This window comes from Klebsiella sp. D-Nf1 (genome assembly GCF_002810515.1).
Taxonomy (GTDB): Bacteria; Pseudomonadota; Gammaproteobacteria; order Enterobacterales; family Enterobacteriaceae; genus Klebsiella; species Klebsiella variicola.
This window is the reverse complement of record NZ_PIOK01000001.1, coordinates 1,437,041-1,459,460: the sequence shown is the minus strand read 5'-3', so window position 1 is coordinate 1,459,460 and position 22,420 is coordinate 1,437,041. Positions and strand designations below refer to the sequence as shown.

The following is a 22,420-nucleotide window of genomic DNA, read 5'->3' as shown; positions in this document are numbered from 1 at the left end:
CTCAGTGCCCTCCGGCGCGCAGGGTGCGCTGTTCAATACGTTTTTCAAATTGCCCGACGATCAGCCGGTCGACATAGATCCCCGGGGTGTGGATGGCGGAGGGCGGCAGTTCGCCCGGCGGCACAATCTCTTCCACCTCCACCACCGTAATACGCCCGGCGGTGGCCATCAGCGGGTTGAAATTCTGCGCGGTATGGCGATAAACCACATTGCCGTACCAGTCGGCTTTCCAGCCTTTGACCAGCGCGAAATCGCCGCGGATCGCCTCTTCAAGGATGTAGTGCCTGCCGTCGAACTGGCGAACCTCTTTGCCTTCGGCGACCGGGGTGCCATAGCCGGTGGCGGTGTAAAAACCGGGGATCCCGGCGCCGCCGGCGCGAATTTTTTCGGCCAGCGTTCCCTGCGGGGTGAGCTCAACCGCCAGCTCGCCGCTCAGCACCAGCTGTTCAAACAGCGCGTTTTCCCCGACGTAAGAGGCCACCACCTTGCTGACCTGGCGCGACGCCAGCAGCATGCCGAGACCGAAGCCGTCGACGCCGCAGTTATTGGAGACCACCGTCAGCCCCTGCACCTGGCGACGCTGCACCTCGGCGATCAAGTTCTCGGGAATGCCGCACAGGCCGAAGCCGCCGGCGAGCAGCGTCATGCCGTCCGTTAACCCTTCCAGCGCCGCTTCATAGCTGGCGACGCGTTTATCCAGTCCTGCCATCTTGTCTCTCCTGCCTTGCGATAGCCTTATCATTGGCGCTGGAGACTGATTTGATAATTTTGAATTTGTGACCCACTCATTTGGAATTTTAATTAATTTCCTGTTAACTAATTTTTTTCAATTAGTTAACAGGAAGAAAAATGAGAATGAGTGTCAAACAGTTACGCGCGTTTTTAGCGGTAGCTCACACTCTGAATTTCGCCCACGCCAGCGAAAGGCTCAATTTGTCGCAGCCAGCCCTCAGTTTGACCATCAAAGGGTTGGAGGAGGCGCTGGGCGGCGCGCTGCTGCAGCGCAGCACCCGCAAAGTGACCCTTACTCAGGAGGGGGAACTCTTTCTGCCGATGGCCCGTCAGTTGCTGGCCGACTGGGATAACGTCGAGGAGGCCATGCGTCAGAGCTTTACCCTGCAGCGGGGTAAAATTTCGGTGGCCGCGATGCCGTCGTTTGCCGCCAACGTCCTGCCGGAGGCGCTGAAGGCCTTTCGCGACCGCTATGCCGGCGTGAACGTCACGGTGCATGACGTGATTAATGAGCAGGTGATCGAGATGGTGCGCGAGGGGCGAGTGGAGATGGGCATTGCCTTCGAGCCATCGCCCACCCACAACCTGCTGTTTACTCCGCTGGCGGTGGACCGCTTCGTGGCGATCGTTCCCCGACAATCCCCGCTGGCGAAGAAAAAGCAGCTCACCTGGCAGGAGCTGTTGACCCTCGATTTTATTACCCTGCAGCGTCCCTCGGCGGTACGCTTGATGCTGGAGGAGGCGCTGGCGCGCAGCGGTCGCCAGCTGGACGTGGCGCTGGAGAGTCACCAGTTGGTGACGGTGGGAAGAATGGTGGCCAGCGGCCTGGGGGGCAGCGCGGTACCGGCGCTGTGTAAAACGCAGATGACCTCCCTGGGGGCCGTCTGCATCCCGCTCAGCGATCCGCCGATTGAGAAGTGCGTCGGCGCGATCCATGCCGGGCATATGCCTCTGTCAAAGGCGGCGCAGGCGCTGCTGGATACGCTGAAAGGGTTCTTGCCGACCTGAGCAGGCGGGAAGGGCAAAAAAAACCGGCCTGCTGGCCGGTTTGACAATCAGATTTTGCAGGCGTCGCCGCAATCGTCATCGGCAACGATCGCCTGCGCTTTTTTGTCCGCTTCTTCCAGACGCTCCGCGTTGCGTTCTTCTGCTTCATCCAGGCCGCTGAAGACCAGGTTGTCGAGATCAATTTCCATAAGTTACCTATCGTTGCTGGTTTTTAATCAGCGTCAAGTATAGGGCAAAACCGCCAGCGGATGTAGCCGCTCTCCGCGCCGAACGCACAGAGCGTTAAGTCGCTGAGCGCCAGGCTTCCCCTACCATAAATAACCGTTGACAGACTGGCGTTGGCTTTATTAATCACCAGGCAGAATGATTTCCTGTGTATATATTAAATGAAAGGACAACGAAGGAGTAATTAAGCGTTGACGAAAAGCTTTTATGTTAATATGCCCGCGATTATGGATGAATCTATGGATCTTAATCAATGGAACATACTGTTGCAGGCGCCATCAAAGAATGGCGTAAACATAATAAAGTGATCGGTCAGGTCAAAATAAACTATAAAAAATTTTTACGAAAATGCAGAGAGCTCTCGCTCGCAGGAGGTAAATACAGAGAATATCAAGAACTTTGTGCAAAATATCAGTGCGCGCGGTTGACCGCCGTGACCAAAGGGCTGGTGCCTTTCGAGGATAAACCGTTTAAAGCGTATCTCAATAAACGGCTGTCAAAACGACGCAAGCTGGATATTGCCCACGGTTCACTGAATTTTATTGAGAAAACGTTTCACCCTGATGTCCTGCCGCAGCTGTACAATGTGGCGGATTTTGGTCGCGCGATGTTCTCTATTCCTTTGAAAAATGGCGATAATCTTGACGTTAAGCTGTTGGCGTCGCCGTTTCAGGAGGAGGGGGAGTTGATGCTGCAGCTGTTTCTCGGTGACCGGCGTGTCTATAGCGTCTGTTTTTCCTGTACCGACGATGGCCGCGCCTATATTGGCGGCATCCAGGGCGGGAAAGATATCACCAATGACGAAGTGAAGGTGCTGACTAAAGAGCTGCATGGCACGCGGCCGAAAAATATCATCATGAGCGTGCTGTATGGTTTCCTGCGTTATTTCAGCATCACCACGGTCTACGCGATCGATTCAGATTACCACGTGAAAAGCGATCTGGTGAAAGCCAGTTATTCATCGCTGTGGCTGGAAATGGGCGGTGAGAAACAGGCTCGCGGCTGGTATAAATTACCGGCGCAAGAGATCAAAAAAAGTATTGAAGAGGTGAAAAGTAAGCACCGCAGCCAGTTTATTAAGCGCGAAGGTGTCAAAGAGTTGATTCAGCTCGATATGGCGAACGCCCTGCAGCACATTACGTTGCGAGCACGGGTGAATTAACGCCTCTCATACGCCAGCCGGGCTGCAGGGGGCTGCTGTCCGGCTGGCGATTTCCTCTCTCCCCAGGTGGCTGTGCCGTAGGTTACTGCCCGCTCTCGCCGATTGGCGGTGACGCGGAGGCGGTGAGCAGCGGAGCGCTGCGCCACCATACCATCAGGGCGACAATCGCGATAACGCTCAGCACGCCGAAGGCGGTGGCATAGGAGTAGTGCCCGGCGATAGACCCGGTTAACGCCGGACTCATTGCCGCCCCGGCGCCCTGCATCAGCATCACCACGCTCTGTCCAGCGTTAACGTGCCCACTGCCGCGCAGCAACGAGACGATAAAGCTGGGCACCGCCACCCCCAAAATCCCTGCCGCCAGGCCATCAAGAATTTGCACCGGGACCATCATCGCCGGGGCGTCGCTGGACGCCGCCAGCGCCGCGCGGATAGGCATGATCAGCAGCGCCAGCAGGATGCATCGCCAGTAACCGTATTTGTCGATGCTGCCGGCGACCCGGATGGCCACCGGGATCATCACCACCTGCGAAATAATCACCGTGGCGGCAGCAAACAGTCCGGGATTGAGGTGTCCGGGCGCGGCGGCGATCCGCATGCTCAGCATCGGCAACAGCGCGGCATTGGCGAGATGGAACAGCATCAGGGTCACGCCGGCGATCAGCAGCGGCGTATGGCGGAACAGGATGGCAAACCCCGGCAGGGAGGGCGTGGATGCCGCTTCGATGCCGCGGGCGGCGTCATCGTCGATATCGCCGCCGCGGATCGCCAGCAGGGCGACCAGGGTAAGCAGCGTGGTACAGGCCATCAGAATGAAAATGCCGCCGATGCCCCAGTACCAGGCGATAGCCCCGGCCATTAGCGCGGTGAAGAAATTTCCCGCGTGGTTGAAGGCTTCGTTTTTCCCCATCTGGGCGCTAAAGCCGCGCTGTCTGGCAAGACCGAGGGTAATCCCGGCGATCAGCGGTCCGACAAAGGCCGCGCAGATACCGCTGGCGACTTGCGAGAGGGCGACCACGCTGGTCTTCTGACTAAACCAGAGCAGCAGGGTGGTGAAGGTGATCGCCAGGCAGACTCCGGCCAGCAGCAAGCGCTTATGCCGCGAGCTGTCGGTGATGAAGCCGGCGGGCAGGGTCGCCAGCAGGCCGGCGATACCGCCGACGGACATCAGCAGGCCAATGTCCTCCGCCTGCCAGTGACGCTGGGTGAGAAAGATCCCCAGAAACGGGCCGAGGCCGTCGCGCACGTCGGCAATAAAAAAGCTGGTCAGACATAAAGCCCGCAGAGAACGAAGCGACATTTTCTACCTTTAGCATGCGCGATCTGCGCGTCGGAATGGCCGGGTCGTGGTTACCGGATGCCTTCATCCTTTATCGCACAGTTCGATGAAACAAAAATGTCCCGCGCTCGTCGGGTACCGTGGCTATGCAACATACCCGCTTGCGGCGGCTTTCGCCAGAGGCGTACGAAAGTTCTGTAGCGGCGCAACCGCGACCTTGTCAGGGTCACGCCTCAGGAGGATCAACCTCCCCGGCTTTGACGATCTGCAGGGCGGCGGGGCTCGCCACGGTGCCGCTGGCAGTAATAAACCCCGGATGGACGGCCTCGCCGCTGGCGCTGTCCACCAATGCAATATGCGGCGCGCTGTGCAGCACGTGCTGGTGGCCCCATTCCATCAGGGCGAACAGCACCAGCGCCAGGCTACGGCTTTTATCGGTCAGAACATATTCATACCGTTCGCGGGAGCCGGCTTCCCGGTAAGGCACTTTGCTGAGCAATCCCGTTTCGGTCATGGTTTTTAACCGGGTGGTGAGCGTCTGGCGGGTGATATGGGTGTGCGACAGCATCGTTTCAAAGCGCGTCACGCCGTAAAACGCTTCGCGGAGGATCAACAGCACCCAACGGTCGCCGAGGATTTTCGCCCCTTCCGCCAGGCCGCACAGCGCCGGGTCGAGGTAGGGCAGTGATTTATTTTTTGACATCGCGAGATTGACCTTCTACTCTGAGTTTTAATTTTAGACCTAGATGCTAAGGAGAATAGCGTGCCATTTGTTAACGTGCAAACCATTAAAGGGATCATGACCGCGGAACAGAAAAGTGAGCTGCTGCGACGGATGACCGATCTGCTGGTGGAGATTGAGGGGCAGGGCGATCCGCAGTTCCGCCAGTCCGTCTGGATCCGCATTGACGAACATGACCCGGAGCAGTGGAGTCTGGGGGGCGTCCAGCCGACGGCCGCGATGATCGCGGCGAAATTTGCCGCCGCGCGGCGCGACGGATCCCCGGAATAAAACGGGCGGCGAAGCCCGGCCCGGCGATCTGACGCAGAAGAGGGGCCAGATCGCCGGGTGATATTGCGATTCGCTATGGTGCAAAAGCGCATTTTGCGGCTAAGGTAACGGTCAGGGAACCCAACAAACAGGGCGCGATGCCAGACGGCCAGCCTGGCGCCACTCTCAAACCGGTGAAAACAACGGATGTCTACAGAACACATGCTGCCGCTGGCGGTGCAGAACAAAAATATCCTTCGCCTGGCTGCCGCTCAGGCGCTGGCCGGCGCCAACTCGGTGGTCTTCTACGCCACCGGCGCGATTGTGGGTAACGCGATTGCCCCCAGCCCGTCGCTGGCCACGCTGCCGATCACCCTGTTTGTGCTGGGGATGGCGGCCTCCATTCTGCCTTTCGGCGCGCTGGCGCGAACGCGGGGCCGCAAAGCGGCGTTCAGGCTTGGCACCGGCGCCGGGATGGTGACCGGACTGGCGGCCGCCCTGGCGGTAGTGCTGAATTCTTTTCTGCTGTTTTGTCTCGCCGCGATGCTCGGCGGCGCCTATGCCGCCGTGGCGCTCAGTTTTCGTTTTGCCGCCACCGACGGCGTCGCCCCGGCGCGCCGGGCTCGCGCGCTGTCGCTGGTGATGGGCGGCGGTGTGGCCGCCGGGATCATTGGCCCGATGCTGGTCACCGGCACCATGCACCTTTGGCCGGCACATACCTTCGCCGTCACCTTCCTCGCTCAGGCGCTGGTTGCAGTGCTGGCCGCCTTTCTGTTGAGAGGGGTGACGCCGGCGGAGCCCACCGCGGCCAGCGTGCGCGGAGGGCGACCGCTGCGCGAGATTGTCCGCCAGCCGGGTTTTGCCACCACGGTATTCAGCGGCGCGGTGGCCTATATGGTGATGAATTTTCTGATGACCGCCGCGCCGCTCTCCATGCATATGCACGGCCTTTCCCAGCAGGCCGCTAACCTCGGGATCCAGTGGCATGTGATGGCGATGTACGGCCCGGGATTTTTCACCGGCCGGCTGATCCAGCGCTTCGGCGCAGTGCGAATGGCGGCGGCGGGATTGCTGATCACCGCCGCGTCGGTGGCGGTCGGCCTGAGCGGTCTCGGCGTGTATCATTACTGGCTGTCGCTGATTTTGCTCGGCATCGGCTGGAACTTTGGCTTCACCGGGGCTTCGGCGAAAATCATCGATTTCCACCGCCCGGAAGAGAAGACCCAGGTTCAGTCGCTCAACGATTTTCTGGTCTTCGGCGTGATGATTGTGGGGTCGTTTTCGTCCGGGGTTCTGCTCAACGCCTTCGGCTGGAGCGCCGTGCTGTGGGGCTCCCTGGTACCGGTTGGGGTGGCGTTGTTGACCCTGCTGCTGCGCCCCCTATCCCCACCCCGCGCTTAGCGCCTGGCCTGCCGCTACGCAGGCCGTCTTTTGCTTTTTTCAGCTATGCATTGCTGAAATTCATCTAACCCCGCGCGCGTAAAAACGTCACAGACGCTACATGCTGTAGTAATCTCTACAACATGACAATGCATCTCTTGATCCTTAACCTGACGACGTCTCAAGCCACGCTGCGCATGCGTGTCTGGCGAACCCTGAAGCAGAGCGGGGCGGCGGTCCTGCGTGACGGGGTCTATCTGCTGCCCGACGTGCGCCAGGGCTATGACACTTTCCTCAGCACCTGCCAGGCGATCCGCGCGGAAGGGGGGACCGGGTATGTTTTCACGATTGAGGCGGCGGAAGAAGAGGCGCTCAGGCCGCTATTCGATCGCCGCGAACAGTACGACGCGCTGTTGCAGGATCTGCAGGCGCTGCAGGGGACGTTATCCGCCGACGAACTGGCGGCTCAGCTCAAACAGCTGCGTAAAATTCAGCGTGACTATCGACGGATCGAGGCCATTGATTTCTTTTCGGGGGCCGCCCGGGAGCAAGCCGCTGAGCGACTGGCCACTATCGAGCAGGCGATTAATCAGCGGCTATCGCCGAACGAGCCGCAGTCGGTAGCGGGCGAACTGAGCCTGCTGGACAGAGGCGCCTTTCGCGGCCGGCTGTGGGCCACCCGCCGACGCCCGTGGGTCGATCGTCTGGCCAGCGCCTGGCTTATCCGGCGCTTTATTGACGACGAGGCGCGGTTCCTGTGGCTGGCCGCGCCCGAGACCTGTCCGGCGACGGCGGTCGGTTTTGATTTTGACGGCGCGCCATTCAGCCATGTTGGCACGCTGGTGACCTTCGAAGTGCTGGTCCGGCGCTTTGCGCTGGAGGCGGTGATCCCCGACAGTCTGGGGCGGTTGATCCACTTTCTGGACGTCGGTGGGGTACCGACCCCGGAGGCGGCGGGCGTGGAGAGTGTTCTTGCAGGGCTGCGGGAAACCATTACGGACGATGACCAACTGCTGGCGACAGCTTGCTCGCTGTTCGACGGCTTACTGAGGTCCTGTGAAATGAGGTCTGGCAATCATGAGCAAAACGGTCGTTCTTCCGCAGACTGACAGTCCTTCCATCGTCGCTTCCGTCTCCTTCTGGCAGGCATTTCGCTTTTGGCTCAAGCTTGGCTTCATCAGCTTCGGCGGGCCTGCCGGGCAGATCGCCATGATGCACCAGGAGCTGGTGGATAACCGACGCTGGATATCGGAAGGGCGATTCCTGCATGCGCTCAATTTTTGTATGGTACTGCCCGGCCCGGAGGCCCAGCAGCTGGCGACCTATATCGGCTGGCTGATGCATAAAACCTGGGGAGGCGTCATCGCCGGGGTGCTGTTTATTTTGCCCTCGCTGGTGTTACTCATCGCGCTGGCGTGGATCTACCTCGTCTGGGGAGATGTCGCGGTGGTGGCGGGGATTTTTTATGGCATCAAACCCGCCGTGGCGGCGATAGTATTGCAGGCGGCGCACCGCATCGGCTCGCGGGCGCTGAAAAATGGTGCCTACTGGGCTATCGCCGCCGCTGCCTTTGTCGCTATTTTTGCGCTGAACGTTCCTTTTCCGCTGATCGTCCTCGCCGCGGCGATAGTGGGTTTTATCGGCGGACGGTTGGCGCCGGCGATATTCGGCAAAGCGGACGCCCACCGTGCGCAGAGTCACCCTGGCGGAGCCGCCATCATTGATGACACGACGCCGATCCCGGCCCATGCCATTTTCAGCTGGCGGCGTACCTCTCAGGTGCTGATCGCCGGGATGCTGCTGTGGCTGGTGCCGATGGCCGCCCTGACGCTAATGCTGGGCTGGGCGCATCCGCTGACCCAGATGAGCTGGTTCTTTACCAAAGCCGCGCTGATGACCTTTGGCGGGGCATATGCCGTCTTACCTTATGTTTACCAGGGGGCGGTGACCCACTATGGCTGGCTGACGGCAGGGCAGATGATGGACGGCCTCGCCCTTGGGGAATCGACCCCCGGACCGTTGATCATGGTGGTGACCTTTGTCGGGTTTGTCGGCGGCTACACCAAAGCGGTGTTGGGCGTCGATGATGTGTTGCTGGGGGGCATCGCGGCGGCGTGCCTGGTGACATGGTTTACTTTTTTACCCTCGTTTATCTTTATTCTCGCCGGCGGGCCGTTTATTGAAACGACCCATAATAAGGTGGGATTTACCGCGCCGTTGACCGCCATCACTGCCGCGGTGGTGGGCGTTATCCTGAATCTGGCGCTGTTTTTTATCTGGCATAGCGTCTGGGGGCCATCCGGTTTCGACCCGTGGTCCGCAGCCATTGCTCTGGGCGCCGCCGGGCTGCTGTTTCGCTATAAGTGGAAGCTGACCTGGGTACTAGCCGCCGCCGCCGCGGTGGGGCTTATCGTCCATATGGTGGGACTGTCCGGCGCAGGATAAGGTCGGCGTTGGGCTGAGAGAAACGTGGCCAGATGGGGGATTGGGGAGGGAGGCCAGTGCCTGAGCAGGCCCTGGCCGGATGGGTGGCAATTATTTATCTACGGGAGGCTCCTCCGCGAGATGCAGTTGACAATATTGCTCAACGCCCGCCTTCAGCATGTTAATAATCACCAGCAGCGTGGGTAAGTAAGGCACCAGTTTAACTAACAGCGAACTGATGGGTTCATCAATCAGCGCCAGCAGGGTATCCACTTTCTTTTTCCAGGTGGTGTTATATTCCACACAAAAATTTTTAATATCGGTTGGCTGCGCTGTACTGGCAATCTTTTCGAGTTCCTCGATGGCGTTGAGGGCCGCTTTTATTTTCTCAATGTCGATTTGTTGAGTCATACTAGCCTCGCGGTAATCGGAAAATTAACTCATTATTTAAATGGATTAAATAACAGCCACGGTAAGGTGTCATCGTACAGCGCTTTCACTGGCACCACGGATAAGTGGAAATGTTTATCGTGCGGGCTGACGCCATGGTAATCCCGCCATACCCAAGGCTGAACAGAAGCGCTAATGATCCGTTTGTTCCAGATAATATATTTAATTCGTTTGTCTTTGCTGGCGACCAACGCATCGACAATCGCCTGAGCATCACATTTATTTTGAGGATCGTGGGTAATATCGATAGCCGTTACCACACCAATATTTCCATCTATCACCTGCGGATTATGATCCGAGTTGGTGTGGGCATGATGTTCATCACCAATGGTGCCATCGCTGTCCTTGTTGCGATGCGGAGCATATTGATTAATCTGATCTCTGAGTATCAGCAGACTCTTTGCGACACGCCATACCATGTTATTTACCCTCCGGATTGAAACAGGGGTTTGAGCTGACCGGCTCTGCGCCATGAACCACGTCCTGATGAACCGGAGAAGGGGGGGCAGGATCGGCTACTGGATCCGCTTTCTCGCTGCTGACTTGTTGCTTTTTCAGGTTTTTCACTTGCAACAGATAATTAAGAATGACGTTCCAGAACGCCGATCCGCCGCTTGCCATCAGGCCAATACATAATGTCATTAGGTCCGGATGTTTAATGGCCGAGAAACTGCCGGCGACGAAAGGTTGGGTCAAAAACGCCGTCAGAATACCGGCAACCACCGCTAATATCTGCAGGGCAGATTTGCGTCGTCCTTCGATGACCGGATCCTGATTTTCCAGATTAAGCCAGGGAAAATACCCTTTGATTATTTCTACCAGTCTTTCCGAGGCGATACTGATGGCGATCAGCATCGTAATGATGTTTTCAAGTTGCGAAGAAATGGCATCGCTCATATTATCCTCACTATTGCTGTGTTGAATAAAAATAATTTACAACGTTTTTATCATGTGCTTAATTCATAGGGGAAAATTCATGTCGACTCATTTTACGGTCATTTTTGTCGGGCGCGTAATAAACAATCCGCCAAAGCGTGTTCGGAATAGCTATTTAATCCGGCACGAAAACTGAACCGCGGAATTAACCCGCGATAATAAATTTATCGTCGCTTTTTTGATGAGTATAACGGAGGAAACAGAGACGCCACTCATTCATATGAATGAGTGGCGTAAAAAAACTCGCCGCGCGGACAGGAGGAAGAGAAGCGGGCCAGCGACCGGTTAGCGCGCCCCGGAATGGGTCGCTCAGGTCGTGGGGGTTTCGCGGGTGGCCAGTGCCAGCGGGTTGCTGTCCAGCTCCAGCTGGTCGCGCAGCGCCCAGCCGCGCAGCTTGCCGGGGTTAAGCAATCCCGCTGGGTCGAGAGACTGTTTCACCGCCACGACGTCGGGGCGAATTACGCCCTGTTTGCCGTCCTCAACCTGCAGCACGTGGGGATTGTTAATCTTGACGTCGTTGTCGCGAAATATCTGCATGATGGCGTTGAGCCGCGCGGGCGTGGTATAGCGTACCAGCTGCAGACCGCTGGCGGTGACGTTGCCCTCGATATCGCGCAGGAATTCAATATGGGAAATCACCTCCCCGGCGAAGTGCTGCTCCATCTGTAAAATTTGCTGCGGATAGCGCAGCGGATCAAACGCCGTCTGGAGATAAGTCAGCGTATTGTCCACCTTGAGCGCATGCAGGGTGGTGTGGTTCCAGCAGTATTCCATTAACGAGGCGTTTTGCGTCCGGGCCTCGTCGCTGGCCTGACGAATGGCGTTGCTCCCGCGATGGCGCTGTAACAGGCTGGCGCAGAGTCCTTCGCTCTCCTCGGCGATCAGGCTGATAACCGCATGCTGCCCGATGCGGTAACGATCGTTGAGGTGGCTAAAGTAGTCGGCGATCGGCGTGGCCAGCAGCGCGACCTGACGTTTCACCAGCCCCGGCGAGCGGACGCAGGCGTTGGCATAGTTCAGCGCATCAGTGAAATCGTCAAACACGTCCAGGCGTTCTATCCACTGGTGCACGGGCGCCAGCGCCAGCTCAACCTCCAGAATGATGCCGTTGGTGCCGTAGGCATGATGCAGCAGCAGCGCTTCGGGAGCCGGGACGGTCAGTACGCGGGGGACCGGCTCGACGGTCATCACTTTGACGCTGAGCACATTGCCGGGCGCCGCCAGCGGCCCATAGTTGATGGAGCCGATGCCGCCGAACCCGCCACCGTAGAGGCCGCCCAGGCTCGCCAGTCGGTAGGTCGACGGCATGCAGCGCAGCTCCCATCCCGTTGGGCGGGCGGCGGTTTCGATGTCTGCCAGACGAATGCCGGCCTGGGCGCGTACCGTGCCGTTGCCGAGGGCGACGATCTGGTTGAGTCCGGTCATATCGACCAGCAGCCCGCCTTCGAGGGGGACCAGTTGGCCATAGTTGCCGGTGGCGCTGCCGCGCAGGGTCAGCGGCAGCTGGTGCTGCGCGCAGGCGGCGACCAGCTGGCGCAGCTCCTCTTCGTCGCGTGGGCGAACCACCGCGTCCGCCTGTTTCCCCGCCAGTTGCTCAGTGAGTACCGGACTGAACCAGTGAAAATCGCGGGAAAGCCGTTTGATCTTCGCCGGCTGTAAGGTCCACTCCAGCGTCGGGAGTGCCTGCTGGATCGCCGCGACCGCGTGTTGACGCTGCTCATCAGTCATCATTTTTCTTCCTGTTCGTCAGCAAAACATTAATGAGATTGCACGGCTTCGCTTTCATGCCAGGCGCTGAGCGCCCGGCGCGAAACCCAGGACATCACGCCAAACAGCGCGATCCCGGCGAGAGAGATCAGCAGCAGCGCGGCAAACATCAGCGGAATATCCAGCTGGTAGCCAGCCTGCAGGATCTGATAGGCCAGACCGGTATTGGTCCCGCCGGTCCCGGCGACAAACTCCGCCACCACCGCGCCAATCAGCGACAGCCCACTGGAAATACGCAGCGCGCCGAAGAAATAGGGCAGCGCCGAGGGGATACGCAACCGCACCAGCGTTTGCCAGCGGCTGGCGTGATTGAGGCGAAAGTAGCTCAGCAGGCCGGGGGAGACGCTGCGCAGTCCCTGAGTGGTATTGGAGATGATGGGAAACACCGCCATCAGGGTGGCGCACACCACCAGCGAGAGCGTGGCATCCTTTACCCAGATGATGATCAGCGGGGCGATGGCGACAATCGGCGTCACCTGCAAAAACACGATATACGGAAACAGGGCGGTTTCCACAAAGCGGTTCTGCACCAGGATAAACGCCACCGCGGCGCCAATGACAATCGACAGCAGAAACGAGATCAGGGTGATCTTGAGGGTGAACAGCAGCGCCAGCAGCAGCGGCGTGAGATGCGTCCACAGGCTTTCCAGCATCACCAGCGGCGACGGCACCAGAAAGGCCGGGATGCGGAAATAGCTCACCGCGCCCTGCCACAGGAGCACCACCGCCACCGCGACGAGGGTCGGATAGAGAATTTTGAGAAAACGCGGATGCTGGACCCACGGCGTTGAGATTGTGTTTTTCATATTATGACTCCATGCCGGACTGGCTGGCCTGCAACAGACTGTCCTGCAGCTGACGGGCATACAGGGAAAAGGCCGGACTGACGCGGAACGCCTCGCTGCGCGGGAACGGCTCCCGGATGGCGATATCTTCGACCACCCGTCCGGGACGGGCCGCCATCATGATCACCCGCTGTGAGAGAAACACCGCTTCGTGGATCGAGTGGGTGACGAACACCACCGTCAGGTTCTGCTCCTGCCAGAGACGCAGCAGGTCGCTGTCGAGTTTGTTACGCGTAATTTCATCGAGTGCGCCGAAGGGCTCATCCATCAGCAGCAGCTTTGGCCGGGTGACCAGGCCGCGGGCGATGGAGACGCGCATTTGCATGCCGCCGGAGAGTTCGCGCGGCAGGACGTCGGCGAATTTGCCCAGCCCCACCAGCTCAAGGACTTCACTCACCCGGGTATTACCTTCCGCGCGCGGCACGCCGGCCAGATCCAGCGGCAACCTGACGTTATTGCGCACGCTGCTCCACGGCATCAGGGTGGCTTCCTGGAAGACGAACGAGAGCGGATGCTGGGCTTTCTCCCGGCTATCGCGCCGCCACAGCATCAGCTTGCCGTCGCTGGGCTCCACCAGGCCGGCGACCATCTTCAGCAGCGTACTCTTCCCGCAGCCGGACGGGCCGAGCAGGGTAATAAACTCCCCCTGATTGATGGTCAGGTTAACGGGCAGCAGCGCCCGGGTACCGTTGCTGTAGATCTTCTCCGCCGACAGCACCTCGATGGCCGGGGTGGCAGAGGCGGGCGTAAAGCGGGTGTCGCTCATCACGGTCAGTTTCGGGGCGGTATTCATGGCATCACTCCGGCGTCTTTGACCATCTCCAGGGTGTAAGTCTGCTCAAACGGCACCTTGCTGGCGTCGATCAGTTTGTTTTTCACCAGCATGTCCCAGGTTTTCTTCAGCCGCGGCTCGGTGATGATGCCGATGCCGCCGGTCTTAGCATCGCCGCCGGTCACCAGCTGGTACTGCTTCATCTGGGCAATACCAAAGGCGATCTGCTCGGCGCCCATTTGCGGATTTGCTTTACCGATCAGGCTGTTGCCGGGGGCGGGATCCTGCAGGTAGCTTTTCCAGCCCTCCATTGAGGCTTTGACGAAGGCCGCCACCGCAGCCGGACGTTTGCGGATGGTGTCCGCCATACAGATAATCGAGTTGCCGTAGGGCGGGTAGCCCCAGTCGCTGAGCGGATAGACATAGAACGGCTGCCCGCCTTTGGCGACGGAGAACGGCTCGGAGGTCACGTAGCCCTGCTGCACCAGATTTTTATCGGCGAGGAACGGCTGGACGTTAAAGGTATAGGGGCGCACTTTGCTGCCAGCCAGACCCAGCTCGCTCTTCGCCCACGGCCAGAAAGAGGTATAGGCCTCGGTGGCGAGCAGGAAGGTTTTGTCTTTAAGCTCCGCCGGGTTCTCCACTTTGTCATGGGTGATAAACACCGTCGGCGAGTGCTGGAACACGGTAGCGACGGTCACCGCATGCACCCCGGCCTGCCAGGTCTCCAGCGCCTGACCATTGTCGCCAAGGGTACAATCCGCCTGACCGGCCGCCATCAACTGCATGACGTTGATCTGCGGGCCGCCCATTTTAATCTCGACGTCGAGACCGGCGTGCTGATACAGCCCGGTGGCCTGGGCCTGGTAAAACCCGCCGTGCTCAGCCTGGGCATACCAGTTGGTGAGAAACGTAAACTTCTCCGCCGCGAAGCCGGAGGCTGAGGTGGCGAGGGCGGCCACGGTCAGCAGGGTAAAAACGGGCGTCGATCTGGTATTCATCATGGCTCCTTGGATTCAGCAGCGAAAGAGGGGGGGAGGGACTGAACAAAGCCGTGCCAGTGCTGTTTGCCCCAGGTCGGTTCGCGACGTTCGACCCAGGCCATGCGGTGGATCTCGATGATCGCTTGCGCCCAGCTGGCGGCGAGGGAGTCGAGAAGCCCTTCGCCTTGCTCCCGCGTCGCCGGGGTCGGGTCGCCAATCACCCCGCTGGGGCCAAAGTCATAGGACGCCCACGCGGCCGCCGGACGGCCTTTCGACAGGGTCGGGCAGGGGAATTCGGGGGGGAAATTAGCGACGGCACGTTCCATATGGACGCACTCCGGCGCCAACGCCAGCATCAGCGCCGTTTCGCTATGCCCGGCGTGCATCGCCATCCGTTGTTCATGCGGGCTGAGAAACTGTTTTTCGCAGTTGGGCACGTTGAACACGTCGTGGGAGATGGCGATGAAATCCCCGTGGCGCAGGCGCATTTCCCGGCTGGCTATCTGCAGGATCTGCGGCTGGCCGCCGTGGCCGTTGATCATCAGCAGCTTGCGAAAACCGGCCCGATAGAGGGATTCGGCGATCTCCAGCACGGTATGCAGCAGCGTATCGCCGCTGAGGGTCAGGGTGCCGGGAAAATGCAGATGTTCCTCGGACTTACCGTAGGTGATCGGCGGGATGGCGTAGGCCGGGATCGCTGCCGGCAGCCGGGCAAGGGCATGGCCCGCCACGCCGGAAGATATCACGCTGTCCACCGAGCAGGGCAGATGCGGGCCGTGCTGTTCGATCGCCCCGGTGGGGAGGACGATAACCGTGTTGCTTTTATCCGGCAGGGCGGCAACGTCCGTCCAGCTCAGAAAAGGGAGAAAGCGCGCTGCAGGAATGTAACCGTTAATCATCGCGGAGCCTCGGAGTTAAATGACGGGGGTAACCAGACGGTTGCTTCGACTTCAATCAATACCGTGGCGTCGGGCAGCATTTCGCTGACCTGGACCACGGTGGAAACGGGCGGTTGGTCGGGATAAAACAGCTTCCTGACCCGGCTGTAATAGGGAAAATGGTCAAGGTTGCGAAAGTACTGCACCAGCTTGATAACGTCGCTCATCTGCCCTCCGGCGGACTCCACGGTGCGGCGGATGCTTTCCAGTACGTACCAGCTCTGGGCGAGGATCGGGCCCTGTTTCGCATCGGTCGAAAATTCGCCGGTCGCCCCCAGCAGCTCTCGCACCGACTCAGGCACATCCTGAAAGCCGTTGACGATGGTGCCGGTCAGGGGATTGACCGGAATAATGCCGGAGAGAAAAATAAAATCACCGGCTCTGCGCCAGGCGGCATACCGCGCCAGCGGCGCCCCCGCGCCTGCTTCAAGACTCATATGCCATCTCCTCTTGCCACACGCGCCGGTGGGTTAACCTGCCGTGGTTAACCACCAGACGGGCGGCGCTGTTTAAAGGCCAGGTAAAACGGTCGCTACCCGGGAAAATCACCACGCTGGCCGCCGCGCCGATGGCAAAGGGCGCCGCGTCTGCCGGCGAACCGGTTAACGCCGCGCGATCGCAGATCAGCCGCGACTGCCGGTCGAACAGGTCGCTGAGCTGGGCGCTGAACAGGCCGCAGGCCAGGGTGTCCAGCGGGTCATAGCTCCCCGCCGGGCAGAAGGCATCCTGTACGTTGTCGCAGCCGAGCAGGGTGGCCACGCCGGCGGCCTGCGCCTCGTGCAGCAGGGTGATCCCCCGCTGGCGCGGCGTGCGACCGAACGTCGCATCCTGCAGCAGCAGGTTGGTCATCGGCAGAGCGATAAGGGTGACCCCGTGCGCCGCCAGCTGGCGCAGGATCGGCGCCGCCTGTTCGTCGCTGCCGGCGGCCAGCGCGCAGCCATGGCTGCAGCAGATATGCCCGGGAAAAGGGTGGCGGGAGAGACGGTCCGCCAGCCAGGTCAGCCCCTGAGACACTTCGCTGAGCTCCTCATCAATATGCAAATCCAGATCCAGCTCCCAGCGGGCCGCGCTACGCAGCAGGTTTGCCATGGCGGCGGCGTCCCAGTTGGAGGAGTGGATGAAGCCGCCCAGCAGGCAGCCCTCCCCGCTGGTGGCGACCGTTCGGGCAATGGCCCCGGCGTCCGCCGGATCGCGAAACAGGGTCAGCGGGACCAGCGCCACCCGCTCCAGGGTGATGCCGACGGTGTCGAGGCGGGCGAGCTCCTGCCAGGCGTCCGGTGCGTCGGCGGTAAACCAGTCGATATGGCTACGCAAATGGGTCACACCATTTGCTGCCGCCCGGGCCAGCGCGGCGGACGCCCGACGTTGAATATCCGCCCTGGTCCAGTGCTGGCGATCCTCGTGCATGGCGTGGATCGCCGCCAGCAGCCCGGCCTGCGCCGGACGGCAGCGTTCAATGGTAAAGGTCTTGTCCAGATGGGCATGAGGTTCCACCAGGCCGGGGAGCGTCAGGGCCCCCGCCAGGTCCCACAGGCCGGGAGTCGGCTGGTCGGTCGGGGTCAATGCGGCAATCCGGCCGTCACGAAAGGTCAGGTCCGCCAGCAGCGGTTCGCCGTTGGCCCGCGTCGGCCAGCCGTCGGGCAGCGCCCAGGCCGGGAGTCGGGCGCGGCTGATCCCGGCGAGCGGCGCGGAAGAGGAGGGGGACGTCATCGTCAGTCTCCTCACAGGTCCAAAACCAGAACCGGCGATTTCGCCCGCGAACAGCAGAGCGTGATCTGGTCGTTGCCAGCTTTCTCTTCCGCCGTCAGCACGCTGTCCCGGTGTTCGGGGATCCCGTCGAGGACCCCGGTAATACAGGAGCCGCACATTCCCTGTTCGCAGGAGAGCATCACCTCCACGCCGGCGTGCTGTAATACCTGAGCAATGGTTTGATCCGCGGCGACCTGCAGGCGCTGCCCGCTGGAGGCCAGCTCAATATAAAACGCATTTTTTGCCGCAGTATTATTTTCCGCCGCGGGAGTAAAACGCTCGAATACGAATTGCGACGGTGACCAGCGATATTCCTCCATGACCGACTGCAGTCGCTGAATAAAACCCTCCGGGCCGCAGGCGACCACTGTGGTTTCAGGATCGGGCGTGGTTAAGCAGGCGGGGATCCGCTGGCGAAACGACGCGCCTTCCTCGCTACAGTGGATCGCCACCGTGCCGCCCGCAGCCAGCTGGGTCAGGCGCGGGGAGAAGGCCGTCTGGCGTGAGCTGGCGACATAATAATGCAGCTCCAGCGCCCCCTTTCTGGCGGCAATCGCTTCAGCCATCGCCAGCAAAGGCGTGATGCCGATACCGCCGGCAAACAGCAGGTAGCGCCCGGCCTGCGGCAGGGGAAAATGGTTGCGCGGCGGCGAAATGGAGAGCCGATCGCCGGCTTTGAGCTGCTGGTGCATATAGCGTGAGCCGCCGGTGGAGGTCTCAGCCAGCCTGACGCAAACTTCATAGTCTTTGCCGCGGTCAGGCATGCCGCACAGGGAATACTGACGGGGGCCAATGCCGGGAATAAAAATATCGATATGCGCCCCGGCAGAGTAGGCCGGTAATATTTCCCCGGCCGCCGCCTGCAATATTACGGATAGATTTCCCTGTCCGTTGGGGCGTATTTCCCCGACCGAGACCGAAATAAGATCGTGGCTGTGCATTACCGTTTACTCTCCCTCATTCCGCTGTCTGCAGGGCGGCCAGGGTCGGCGAAGAGATAACTCCCCCTTCGCGGTAAACTGTCCGGCGTGCAAGAAAATGGGTGAAACGATCGTTTCTCCGCTATGAATGCTACGGTATTGTGATAAAACTGTTGCGTCCAGAGCTTTGATTCGCACAACCCGTTGCAAAAAAGAGAGCACCCAAACCATGTTTGCCTTCTCCCGATTTCTGCTCTATTTCACCGAAGTGGCCCGTCAGGGATCGTTTCGTAAAGCGTCAGAGGCGTTGCATGTGTCGGCGTCTTCCATCGACCGTCAGATTTTGCGCGTGGAACAGGAGCTGGCGATGCCGCTCTTCGAGCGCCATCCCACCGGGCTGCGGCTGACCGCCGCCGGGGAGCTGCTCCTGCACGCGGCCAATAACTGGAAAAAGGACTTTACCCGGGTCTGCGAACAGCTGGATGACCTGCGCGGGTTGCGGCGGGGGCATGTGCGTATCGCTACCATCGATGCCATTAACCGGCATTTTTTTTCGACGATGCTCAAAGAGGTGCATAAACATTATCCCAACATCTCTTTTACATTGACCACCATGAACAATATCCACATTCAGCAGGCGCTGATCTCTGGCGAGGCGGATTTCGGCATCATGCTCAATCCCCAGACCTCCCGCGAACTGCAGGTGCGGGCGTTTGCCGAGATGAATATGGGGATCGTGGTGCCGACCGGCCATCCGCTGGCCAGCCGCAGTGCCGTGCGCTTTAGTCAGTGCATCGACTACCCGTTTATCCTGCCGTCCGCCCCGTTGATGATCAGCGAGCCGGTGGAGGCGCTGGTGAACATCAGCGGCAACGAGGTGAAGGAGGTGGCGGTGTCGAACAACATTCACATGATCCGCACCCTGATCAAAGAGCAGATGGGCATCGGCATCCTGTGCCGGCTGGATATTCTCGATGAGATCGAGTCCGGCCAGCTGGCGTTTGTACCGCTAACCGATCCGCAGCTTAAGCCTTTCACGCTGGCGCTGTGCGTCTCGCCCGCCCGCCAGCTTTCCCTCGCCGCCTCGATGATGTTGAACCAGCTGGAGATGCTCTTCAGTCAGCTGTGAGAGACCGGGCAGGCACTAAAATCATTCATTAACGCACCATGATGGTGCGTTCTTTGTGTGCATGAATCAAAGGTTGCATGCCCAAGGGCGGCGGTGCAGGCGATTTCTCGCGGCCGCTCGCGGGGCAATCAAATCTGGCATTGTTTTTGTATAGCTGAGTGTGAGTAGAAGCGGTCAGTACGGGTTATCCATACGGGACATTGCTCAGTCACCATGTCGCGGTTCAATGTTGACCGGGATGGGAGGCTGAGCCGTGGTTTGCTCGCCCCTCTCCCGGCATGAAGAGGAGAGGGATAATGAAAAGTCGTGCACGCCTTCCCCGGGGCTTTCGCTGGCTGGGCCTGATGGCTCTCGGCGGTGTCTCGCTGGCCGTTCAGGCCGAGGAGAAAATCGTTCTGCTGACCTCCTGGTACGCTCAGGCGGAGCAGGGGGGTTATTATCAGGCTCAGGCCACTGGGCTGTACAAAAAATATGGTCTCGACGTCGAGATCCGTTCCGGTGGCCCCCAGGTCAACGGCATGCAGTTGCTGTTGTCGAAGCGAGCCGATGTGATCATCGGCTACGATCTGCAGCTGCTGGAAGGCATTCAGCGCGGCTTCCAGGCAAAAGCCATTGCCGCGCCCTTTCAGTACGATCCCCAGGGGCTGCTGACCCATGCCGATGTCACCTCCCTGCAGGGGCTGAAAGACAAAACCCTTCTGGTCTCCAGCTCCGGTCAGGCGACGTGGTGGCCGTGGCTGAAGGCGCAATACCAGCTGAGCGATGCGCAGGTTCGCCCCTATACCTTCAATATTCAACCCTTTGTCGTCGATGACGCTGTCGCCCAGCAGGCCTATGTCAGCTCCGAGGTGTTCCAGGTGCAGAAGGCCGGGGTGAAGGCGAACTTCTTCCTCTTTTCCGAACACGGCTATCCCCCCTACGGCGGCATTCTCATCGCCCGCCCGGATACCATCGCCGAGCGTAAAGCGGCGATGGCGAAGTTCGTCCGCGCCTCAATGGAGGGCTGGGTGAGCTATCTCAAGGATCCGGCGCCGGGAAATGCGCTGATTAAGCAGGACAATCCGAAAATGACCGACGATCTGCTCGCCTGGGGCGTGACCCAGATCCGTGAGCATCACCTGATCGACGGCGGGGATGCCGCCAGCCAGGGCTGGGGGACGATGACCGACGCGCGCTGGCAGAAGACCCGCGATTTTATGGTCAGTACCGGTCTGCTGGCGGCGGCCACCGACTGGAAACAGGCCTACACCACCGAATTTGTTCAGGCCATGCAGGTCAAACCCTGAGGAGCGACGACATGTCATTAATGATTAAAAATGCCCATGCCATCCTCAGCGGTCTGCCCGGAGAGGCGGCGCGGCTGGCCGGGCCGGATATTCGCATCCGCGACGGCAAGATTGCCGCCATCGGCAGCCTGACCCCGCTGCCGGAAGAGCGACTGATTGATGCCCGCGACTGCGTGATCTATCCGGCGTGGGTGAACACGCACCATCATCTTTTTCAGTCGCTGCTGAAGGGCGAGCCGCAGGGGCTGAACCAGAGTCTGACGGCCTGGCTGAGCGCCACGCCGTACCGCTTTCGCGCGGCTTTCGATGAACATACCTTTCGTCTGGCGGTGCGCATTGGTCTGGTGGAGCTTCTGCGCTCGGGCTGCGCCAGCGTGGCGGATCACAACTACCTGTACTGGCCGGATATGCCCTTCGATACCTCGGAGATTGTCTTCAGCGAAGGGGAGGCGCTGGGGATGCGTATCGTCCTGTGCCGGGGTGGGGCGACCCAGGGCCGGGCGGTGGAGCAGGATCTGCCGGTGGCGCTGCGTCCGGAAACCTTCGACGGCTATATGGCGGATGTCGAACGGCTGGTCAGTCGCTATCACGACCCCCGGCCCGATTCTCTGCGCCGGGTGGTGATGGCGCCCACTACCGTCCTGCACTCCGCGCCGGGCGCCCAGCTGCGGGAGATGGCGAAGCTGGCCCGCCAGCTGGGGATCCGGCTGCACAGCCATTTATCGGAAACCGTCGATTATCTCGACGCCGCGCGGCAGAAATTCGCCATGACACCGGTGCAGTTCTGCGCGGAGCACGACTGGCTGGGAAATGACGTGTGGTTTGCCCATCTGGTGAAGCTGCTGCCGGAGGAGATTGCCCTGCTGGGCCGCACCGGAACCGGCATTGCCCACTGCCCGCAAAGCAACGGCCGACTGGGCAGCGGCATCGCCGATCTGCTGGCGCTGGAGCAGGCCGGGGTCCCGGTCTCGCTGGGGGTGGACGGCGCCGCCTCGAATGAAGCGGCGGATATGCAAAGCGAAGCCCATGCCGCATGGCTGCTACAGCGCGCGCGCAAAGGGATGCTGGCGCAGCCGCGCTACGCCGGGGGCACCTTTGAGGGCGGGGCCGATGCGGCCACGGTGGAGGATGTGGTGCGCTGGGGCAGCGCCGGCGGCGCGCAGATCCTTGGCTTAGCGCAGACCGGCACCCTGCAGGTCGGGATGCAGGCGGACCTCGCCATTTACCGGCTGGACGATCCGCGCTACTTCGGCCTGCATGATATGGCCATTGGGCCGGTGGCCTGCGGTGGGCGTGCCGCGCTGAAGGCGCTGCTGCTTAATGGCCGGCCCATCGTGGAAGATGACGCCATTCCAGGTCTCGATCTTGACGCGATGCGCCACGACGCGCTGACGGCAGTCCGTACCCTCCAACAGCGCGCCGCTGTTTAACTGATAACAGGATA

Annotated in this window: 24 protein-coding genes; 9 read left to right on the top strand and 15 right to left on the bottom strand. The window is 60.3% G+C overall.

What is annotated here, in order from left to right:
- Position 1: 1 nt before the first annotated feature.
- Positions 2-709: a CoA transferase subunit A gene (locus tag CWM54_RS07200; RefSeq protein WP_061154317.1), complete on the bottom strand. Its 708-nt coding sequence runs from the start codon at positions 707-709 to the stop codon at positions 2-4.
- 140 nt (positions 710-849) lie between these two features.
- On the opposite strand from CWM54_RS07200, the gene CWM54_RS07195 reads away from it, so the two are divergent.
- Entirely contained in the window at positions 850-1,740 is an 891-nt protein-coding gene (locus CWM54_RS07195) for a LysR family transcriptional regulator (RefSeq protein WP_012541468.1), read from the top strand.
- A 47-nt stretch (positions 1,741-1,787) separates the two neighbouring features.
- On the opposite strand, the gene CWM54_RS07190 is transcribed toward CWM54_RS07195, so the two are convergent.
- On the bottom strand, positions 1,788-1,928 hold the full coding sequence (locus tag CWM54_RS07190; RefSeq protein ID WP_002908189.1) for a hypothetical protein: 141 nt from the start codon (positions 1,926-1,928) through the stop codon (positions 1,788-1,790).
- Positions 1,929-2,218: 290 nt separating this feature from the next.
- On the opposite strand from CWM54_RS07190, the gene CWM54_RS07185 reads away from it, so the two are divergent.
- Positions 2,219-3,127 carry a DUF535 family protein gene (locus CWM54_RS07185; protein ID WP_100696585.1) on the top strand — a complete coding sequence of 303 codons (909 nt, stop codon included), beginning with the start codon at positions 2,219-2,221 and terminating at the stop codon, positions 3,125-3,127.
- An 82-nt stretch (positions 3,128-3,209) separates the two neighbouring features.
- Here CWM54_RS07185 and CWM54_RS07180 read toward each other — a convergent pair whose 3' ends face one another.
- Both CWM54_RS07180 and CWM54_RS07175 read right to left on the bottom strand, forming a co-directional pair.
- Entirely contained in the window at positions 3,210-4,427 is a 1,218-nt protein-coding gene (locus CWM54_RS07180; RefSeq protein ID WP_100696583.1) for an MFS transporter, read from the bottom strand.
- 205 nt (positions 4,428-4,632) lie between these two features.
- On the bottom strand, positions 4,633-5,109 hold the full coding sequence (locus CWM54_RS07175) for a winged helix-turn-helix transcriptional regulator (RefSeq protein WP_061154321.1): 477 nt from the start codon (positions 5,107-5,109) through the stop codon (positions 4,633-4,635).
- A gap of 60 nt (positions 5,110-5,169) precedes the next feature.
- On the opposite strand from CWM54_RS07175, the gene CWM54_RS07170 reads away from it, so the two are divergent.
- The 4 genes from CWM54_RS07170 to chrA all read left to right on the top strand — a co-directional run bounded on the left by CWM54_RS07170 (position 5,170) and on the right by chrA (position 9,222).
- A complete protein-coding gene (locus CWM54_RS07170) occupies positions 5,170-5,418 on the top strand; it encodes a tautomerase family protein (RefSeq protein ID WP_004175772.1) in 249 nt (82 codons plus the stop codon).
- A 186-nt stretch (positions 5,419-5,604) separates the two neighbouring features.
- Complete coding sequence (locus CWM54_RS07165) at positions 5,605-6,798, top strand: MFS transporter (protein WP_227521610.1); 1,194 nt, start codon at positions 5,605-5,607, stop codon at positions 6,796-6,798.
- Between the two features lie 128 nt (positions 6,799-6,926).
- Positions 6,927-7,886: a chromate resistance protein ChrB domain-containing protein gene (locus tag CWM54_RS07160; RefSeq protein ID WP_100696579.1), complete on the top strand. Its 960-nt coding sequence runs from the start codon at positions 6,927-6,929 to the stop codon at positions 7,884-7,886.
- Positions 7,855-9,222 carry a chromate efflux transporter gene (gene chrA / locus CWM54_RS07155; protein WP_100696577.1) on the top strand — a complete coding sequence of 456 codons (1,368 nt, stop codon included), beginning with the start codon at positions 7,855-7,857 and terminating at the stop codon, positions 9,220-9,222. The genes CWM54_RS07160 and chrA overlap by 32 nt, the downstream gene beginning before the upstream one ends.
- A gap of 90 nt (positions 9,223-9,312) precedes the next feature.
- Here chrA and CWM54_RS07150 read toward each other — a convergent pair whose 3' ends face one another.
- The 11 genes from CWM54_RS07150 to CWM54_RS07100 form a co-directional block, all read right to left on the bottom strand.
- Complete coding sequence (locus tag CWM54_RS07150) at positions 9,313-9,612, bottom strand: hypothetical protein (RefSeq protein ID WP_227521609.1); 300 nt, start codon at positions 9,610-9,612, stop codon at positions 9,313-9,315.
- 32 nt (positions 9,613-9,644) lie between these two features.
- The gene (locus tag CWM54_RS07145) at positions 9,645-10,070 is read right to left on the bottom strand and encodes a hypothetical protein (RefSeq protein ID WP_100696575.1); all 426 of its coding nucleotides are present in this window, start codon (positions 10,068-10,070) and stop codon (positions 9,645-9,647) included.
- Between the two features lies 1 nt (position 10,071).
- On the bottom strand, positions 10,072-10,548 hold the full coding sequence (locus tag CWM54_RS07140) for a hypothetical protein (RefSeq protein WP_100696573.1): 477 nt from the start codon (positions 10,546-10,548) through the stop codon (positions 10,072-10,074).
- Positions 10,549-10,896: 348 nt separating this feature from the next.
- Complete coding sequence (locus CWM54_RS07135; RefSeq protein ID WP_100696571.1) at positions 10,897-12,318, bottom strand: FAD-binding oxidoreductase; 1,422 nt, start codon at positions 12,316-12,318, stop codon at positions 10,897-10,899.
- Between the two features lie 26 nt (positions 12,319-12,344).
- A complete protein-coding gene (locus tag CWM54_RS07130) occupies positions 12,345-13,160 on the bottom strand; it encodes an ABC transporter permease (protein WP_100696569.1) in 816 nt (271 codons plus the stop codon).
- 1 nt (position 13,161) lies between these two features.
- Positions 13,162-13,992, bottom strand: a complete 831-nt coding sequence (locus tag CWM54_RS07125) for an ABC transporter ATP-binding protein (protein ID WP_004175785.1) — start codon at positions 13,990-13,992, stop codon at positions 13,162-13,164.
- Complete coding sequence (locus tag CWM54_RS07120) at positions 13,989-14,972, bottom strand: ABC transporter substrate-binding protein (RefSeq protein ID WP_100680457.1); 984 nt, start codon at positions 14,970-14,972, stop codon at positions 13,989-13,991. Before CWM54_RS07120 ends, CWM54_RS07125 begins: the two co-directional genes overlap by 4 nt.
- Complete coding sequence (locus tag CWM54_RS07115; RefSeq protein ID WP_100680456.1) at positions 14,972-15,853, bottom strand: creatininase family protein; 882 nt, start codon at positions 15,851-15,853, stop codon at positions 14,972-14,974. Before CWM54_RS07115 ends, CWM54_RS07120 begins: the two co-directional genes overlap by 1 nt.
- Positions 15,850-16,329, bottom strand: coding sequence for a RidA family protein (locus tag CWM54_RS07110; RefSeq protein WP_074385632.1), 480 nt, complete (start codon positions 16,327-16,329; stop codon positions 15,850-15,852). Before CWM54_RS07110 ends, CWM54_RS07115 begins: the two co-directional genes overlap by 4 nt.
- Positions 16,319-17,602: an amidohydrolase family protein gene (locus CWM54_RS07105; protein ID WP_100696567.1), complete on the bottom strand. Its 1,284-nt coding sequence runs from the start codon at positions 17,600-17,602 to the stop codon at positions 16,319-16,321. Before CWM54_RS07105 ends, CWM54_RS07110 begins: the two co-directional genes overlap by 11 nt.
- 11 nt (positions 17,603-17,613) lie before the next feature.
- Positions 17,614-18,582, bottom strand: a complete 969-nt coding sequence (locus tag CWM54_RS07100; RefSeq protein WP_100696565.1) for a PDR/VanB family oxidoreductase — start codon at positions 18,580-18,582, stop codon at positions 17,614-17,616.
- 208 nt (positions 18,583-18,790) lie between these two features.
- Between CWM54_RS07100 and CWM54_RS07090 the strand changes: the two genes are divergently transcribed.
- The 3 genes from CWM54_RS07090 to CWM54_RS07080 all read left to right on the top strand — a co-directional run bounded on the left by CWM54_RS07090 (position 18,791) and on the right by CWM54_RS07080 (position 22,406).
- The gene (locus CWM54_RS07090; protein ID WP_061154336.1) at positions 18,791-19,690 is read left to right on the top strand and encodes a LysR family transcriptional regulator; all 900 of its coding nucleotides are present in this window, start codon (positions 18,791-18,793) and stop codon (positions 19,688-19,690) included.
- 296 nt (positions 19,691-19,986) lie between these two features.
- Positions 19,987-20,976 (top strand): ABC transporter substrate-binding protein, encoded by a 990-nt coding sequence (locus CWM54_RS07085; protein WP_022065085.1) that lies wholly within the window; start codon positions 19,987-19,989, stop codon positions 20,974-20,976.
- A gap of 11 nt (positions 20,977-20,987) precedes the next feature.
- Positions 20,988-22,406, top strand: a complete 1,419-nt coding sequence (locus CWM54_RS07080; protein ID WP_100696563.1) for an amidohydrolase family protein — start codon at positions 20,988-20,990, stop codon at positions 22,404-22,406.
- Positions 22,407-22,420 lie beyond the last annotated feature (14 nt).

Bases quoted from the DNA above. Each gene is read 5' to 3' on its own strand.
- CWM54_RS07130 (WP_100696569.1), bottom strand. From the start codon at position 13,160: ATGAAAAACACAATCTCAACGCCGTGGGTCCAGCATCCGCGTTTTCTC.
- CWM54_RS07100 (WP_100696565.1), bottom strand. From the start codon at position 18,582: ATGCACAGCCACGATCTTATTTCGGTCTCGGTCGGGGAAATACGCCCC.
- CWM54_RS07180 (WP_100696583.1), bottom strand. From the start codon at position 4,427: ATGTCGCTTCGTTCTCTGCGGGCTTTATGTCTGACCAGCTTTTTTATT.
- CWM54_RS07125 (WP_004175785.1), bottom strand. From the start codon at position 13,992: ATGAATACCGCCCCGAAACTGACCGTGATGAGCGACACCCGCTTTACG.
- CWM54_RS07090 (WP_061154336.1), top strand. From the start codon at position 18,791: ATGTTTGCCTTCTCCCGATTTCTGCTCTATTTCACCGAAGTGGCCCGT.
- CWM54_RS07195 (WP_012541468.1), top strand. From the start codon at position 850: ATGAGAATGAGTGTCAAACAGTTACGCGCGTTTTTAGCGGTAGCTCAC.
- chrA (WP_100696577.1), top strand. From the start codon at position 7,855: ATGAGCAAAACGGTCGTTCTTCCGCAGACTGACAGTCCTTCCATCGTC.
- CWM54_RS07105 (WP_100696567.1), bottom strand. From the start codon at position 17,602: ATGACGTCCCCCTCCTCTTCCGCGCCGCTCGCCGGGATCAGCCGCGCC.
- CWM54_RS07185 (WP_100696585.1), top strand. From the start codon at position 2,219: ATGGAACATACTGTTGCAGGCGCCATCAAAGAATGGCGTAAACATAAT.
- CWM54_RS07135 (WP_100696571.1), bottom strand. From the start codon at position 12,318: ATGATGACTGATGAGCAGCGTCAACACGCGGTCGCGGCGATCCAGCAG.
- CWM54_RS07160 (WP_100696579.1), top strand. From the start codon at position 6,927: ATGCATCTCTTGATCCTTAACCTGACGACGTCTCAAGCCACGCTGCGC.
- CWM54_RS07175 (WP_061154321.1), bottom strand. From the start codon at position 5,109: ATGTCAAAAAATAAATCACTGCCCTACCTCGACCCGGCGCTGTGCGGC.
- CWM54_RS07150 (WP_227521609.1), bottom strand. From the start codon at position 9,612: ATGACTCAACAAATCGACATTGAGAAAATAAAAGCGGCCCTCAACGCC.
- CWM54_RS07190 (WP_002908189.1), bottom strand. From the start codon at position 1,928: ATGGAAATTGATCTCGACAACCTGGTCTTCAGCGGCCTGGATGAAGCA.
- CWM54_RS07165 (WP_227521610.1), top strand. From the start codon at position 5,605: ATGTCTACAGAACACATGCTGCCGCTGGCGGTGCAGAACAAAAATATC.
- CWM54_RS07200 (WP_061154317.1), bottom strand. From the start codon at position 709: ATGGCAGGACTGGATAAACGCGTCGCCAGCTATGAAGCGGCGCTGGAA.
- CWM54_RS07115 (WP_100680456.1), bottom strand. From the start codon at position 15,853: ATGATTAACGGTTACATTCCTGCAGCGCGCTTTCTCCCTTTTCTGAGC.
- CWM54_RS07085 (WP_022065085.1), top strand. From the start codon at position 19,987: ATGAAAAGTCGTGCACGCCTTCCCCGGGGCTTTCGCTGGCTGGGCCTG.
- CWM54_RS07110 (WP_074385632.1), bottom strand. From the start codon at position 16,329: ATGAGTCTTGAAGCAGGCGCGGGGGCGCCGCTGGCGCGGTATGCCGCC.
- CWM54_RS07080 (WP_100696563.1), top strand. From the start codon at position 20,988: ATGTCATTAATGATTAAAAATGCCCATGCCATCCTCAGCGGTCTGCCC.
- CWM54_RS07140 (WP_100696573.1), bottom strand. From the start codon at position 10,548: ATGAGCGATGCCATTTCTTCGCAACTTGAAAACATCATTACGATGCTG.
- CWM54_RS07145 (WP_100696575.1), bottom strand. From the start codon at position 10,070: ATGGTATGGCGTGTCGCAAAGAGTCTGCTGATACTCAGAGATCAGATT.
- CWM54_RS07120 (WP_100680457.1), bottom strand. From the start codon at position 14,972: ATGAATACCAGATCGACGCCCGTTTTTACCCTGCTGACCGTGGCCGCC.